The following is a 3,318-nucleotide window of genomic DNA, read 5'->3' on the forward strand; positions in this document are numbered from 1 at the left end:
GACTATCAGGACGCCGTCCGAAAACTGCCATGTGCCTCCCGGCTTGACGGCTTGTCAGCCAAGGTCTACACCAACACCGTCAAAGGCACAGGCCAGCTCGCGGTGCGCCTTCGCGACGCCGAAGCGCTGGTGGTCATCCACGAGCGCACGCATTTCTCGAAGGCTCTGCTCGAGAAGCTGCCCAAATTGCGACTGATCTGTCAGATCGGTCAGGTTGGACCGCACATCGACATCGAGGCCTGCACCCGACTTGGCATCGCCGTGGCCGAGTGCAACACCTCGCCTGCTGCCACCGCAGAGCTCACCTGGGCCCTGGTGCTGGCCGCGATGCGCCGACTGCCCCAGTACATCGGCAACCTCAAACACGGCGCCTGGCAACAGTCCGGCCTGAAAGCCGCGTCCATGCCGGCCAACTTTGGCCTGGGCATGAAGCTGCAAGGCAAGACCCTGGGCATCTGGGGGTACGGACAAGTTGGTCAACTCGTTGCGGGCTACGGCAAGGCCTTTGGGATGGACGTGCAGGTCTGGGGCAGCGAAGCATCTCGCACGCAAGCCGTGGCCAACGGCCTGAGGGCTGCGCCCAGCCGCGAGGAGTTTTTCGCCACCTCGGACGTGCTGAGCGTCCACCTGAGGTTGCGGGAAGAAAACCGCGGCCTCATCACGCTCGACGATTTCAGCCGCATGAAGCCCACGGCCCTGTTCGTCAACACCTCTCGCGCGGAGCTGGTCCAGGACAACGCCCTGGTGGCCGGGCTCAACCGAGGGCGCCCAGGCATGGCCGCCGTCGATGTGTTCGAGAGCGAGCCCATCTTGCAAGGGCACCCCTTGCTGCGGCTGGAGAACGCCGTTTGCACCCCGCACATCGGCCTGGTCGAGCAAGACAGCTATGAGCAACTCTTCAGCGCAGCTTTCGAGCACCTGCTGAATTTCGACGCGGGCCACCCCAGCGGCATCGTCAACCCGGAAGCACTGCGCGTGCCCCACTGACGACACACGAGGCAGTACCCCATGGAACTGGAGCGGGCCCTGTCCCGGGAGAGCATCCGGGCGGCCCGCTGGTCACTGCTGTTCGGCAACTTCGTCATCGGCTGCGGGGTGATGGTGGTGGGCGGCACGCTCAATGACCTCACCCACGACCTGAACATCAGCGTGACCACTGGCGGACAGTTGCTGGCCATCGCTGCGCTGATGATGGGCGTGGGCGCCCCCCTGCTGGCCTGGCTGGTCGGGCACATCGACCGCCGCACCCTGCTGGCCTGGACCATGGTCTGGTACGCGGTCGGACACCTGCTGTGCGCGCTGGCGCCTGGTTACGAATGGCTGTGGCCCGCGCGGGCGTTGACGGTTCTGTCGGCTGCCGTGTTCACGCCTCAGGCGGCTGCCACGGCCGGGTTCATGTCGACCCCGGCGAAGCGCGGACAGGCCATCACCTTCGTGTTCATGGGCTGGTCCATTGCCTCGGTTGCGGGCATGCCGCTGACCGCCTGGATCGGTGAGCGGATGGGCTGGCGCGTGGCCATGGCAATGATCGGCCTGGCCGCATTCGCGTCTGCCTGGCTGGTGTGGCGCCACCTGCCTGCGGGCGTCCGGCCCCCTGCCCTGTCGCTGCGCTCCTGGCGCAAGGTGCTGAAGTCGCCGCTGCTGATGGCAGTCGTCGCGGTAACGGCCTGCCAAAGCGCCGGGCAGTTCACCGTGCTGGGCTACACCGCCCCCTATTACAAGCAGGTGTTCGGCGCCTCACCGGAGCAGATCAGCCTGATGTTCACTTGGTTCGGCGCGCTGGCGCTGGCGGGCAATGTGCTGCTGAACCGCAGCATCGACCGCGTCGGTGCGGCACCCGCCGTGACGCTCACCCTGGCGCTGATGGCCCTGAGCTTGCTGATCTGGCCATTGGCCAGTTCGCTGCCAGTGCTGGCCGCCGTGCTGCTGCCTTGGGCCATTTCGGGGTTTGCCACCAATTCGGGCCAGCAGGCACGGCTGGGCGGCCTCTCGCCCCGGCTGGCTCCTGCGCTGATGGCCCTGAACACCTCAGCCATCTACCTGGGGCACGCGCTGGGGGCCAGCGGTGGAGGCTGGGTGATCTCACACCATGGCTACGAGCAACTGCACTGGCTGGGCCTGGCCTGGATGCTGGTCGCCCTCGCCCTGAGCTTGTGGGCTCAGCGCGTGCAGCAACGCGCCGACGCCCACCGTGAGTCTGCGTTGAAGCCTGCTCAGCCTCTGCGCTGACGAAGGGCTTCGTAGAGGCAGACGCCGCTGGCCACGGACACGTTCAGGCTCTCGACACCGCCCATCATCGGGATGCTGACCAGCTCGTCGCAGTGCTTGCGGGTGAGCTGGCGCATGCCGCTGCCCTCAGCGCCCAGAACCACGGCCGTGCCACGGCGGAAATCGGCCTGATAAAGGTCCCCCGGGGCATCGTCCGAGGTCCCAACCACCCAGATGTCTCGCTCCTTGAGTTCGCCCAAGGTGCGCGCCAGGTTGGTGAGCATGAAGTAGGGCACGGTCTCTGCAGCGCCGCTGGCCACTTTGGCCACGGTGGCATTGATGCCGACAGCGTGGTCCTTGGGTGCGATCACGGCATGGGCACCAGCGCCGTCGGCGACACGCAGGCAGGCGCCCAGGTTGTGCGGGTCGGTCACGCCGTCGAGCACCAGCAGCAGAGGAGGCTCGGTGAGCTCATCGAGCAAATCGTCAAGCGAGCGGGCATGCTGAACCGCGTCAACCCGCGCCACCACGCCCTGGTGCCGATGCGTGCCGGCCATCTGTTGCAGGCGGTCGTCGTCGCTTTCGATGGCGCGCATGCCAGCTTCCTCGACCTTGGCGAGGAATTGCTTCATGCGCTGGTCTTGTCGGCTGGCGTCGACATGCAGCTCGCGAATGGATTGGGGCGCCACCTTCAGGCGCACGGTGACGGCGTGAAAGCCGAACAGCAGTTTCTGACTCATGCCGGCATCGTAACCGCTGCCGATGCGAGCGGCCTGGTTGGCGATCGCCCGCAGGGGCTCAGTTCACCAACCGGCCTGCCTGGATCCGGATTCGGTTTGCGCAACGCTGCGCGATCTTTTCGTCATGCGTCACCAGGACCAGGGTGGTACCGATCTCGCGGTTGAGCTCGAACATGAGGTCCATGACGGCCAGCCCGGTGGCGTGATCCAGGCTGCCCGTGGGTTCGTCGGCCATGAGGATGTCGGGGCGCATGACGAACGCGCGCGCCAAAGCCACCCGCTGCTGCTCACCGCCGGACAGGAGCACTGGCCGGTGGTTCAAGCGTTGACCCAGCCCGACCCGCTCCAGCATGGCTTGGGCCTTGCTGCG

At 66.5% G+C, this 3,318-nt stretch carries 4 protein-coding genes; 2 read left to right on the forward strand and 2 right to left on the reverse strand.

Going from position 1 to position 3,318, the window contains the following annotated elements; genetic code table 11:
* Together B2W70_RS13355 and B2W70_RS13360 are read left to right on the forward strand one after the other, a co-directional pair.
* A partial coding sequence (locus B2W70_RS13355) for a D-2-hydroxyacid dehydrogenase family protein (protein WP_286746377.1) occupies positions 1–987 on the forward strand: 987 nt, incomplete at its 5' end.
* Between the two features lie 21 nt (positions 988–1,008).
* Positions 1,009–2,229 carry an MFS transporter gene (locus tag B2W70_RS13360; RefSeq protein ID WP_286746378.1) on the forward strand — a complete coding sequence of 407 codons (1,221 nt, stop codon included), beginning with the start codon at positions 1,009–1,011 and terminating at the stop codon, positions 2,227–2,229.
* On the opposite strand, the gene rlmB is transcribed toward B2W70_RS13360, so the two are convergent.
* Together rlmB and B2W70_RS13370 are read right to left on the reverse strand one after the other, a co-directional pair.
* The gene (gene rlmB / locus B2W70_RS13365; protein WP_286746379.1) at positions 2,214–2,948 is read right to left on the reverse strand and encodes a 23S rRNA (guanosine(2251)-2'-O)-methyltransferase RlmB; all 735 of its coding nucleotides are present in this window, start codon (positions 2,946–2,948) and stop codon (positions 2,214–2,216) included. The two genes, B2W70_RS13360 and rlmB, sit on opposite strands and share 16 nt — an antisense overlap.
* Positions 2,949–3,006: 58 nt before the next feature.
* Positions 3,007–3,318: ATP-binding cassette domain-containing protein (locus B2W70_RS13370; RefSeq protein ID WP_286746381.1), on the reverse strand; the 312-nt coding region annotated here is incomplete at its 5' end.

It is taken from the genome of Aquabacterium sp. UBA2148, assembly GCF_002328915.1.
Lineage (GTDB): Bacteria > Pseudomonadota > Gammaproteobacteria > Burkholderiales > Burkholderiaceae_C > Aquabacterium > Aquabacterium parvum.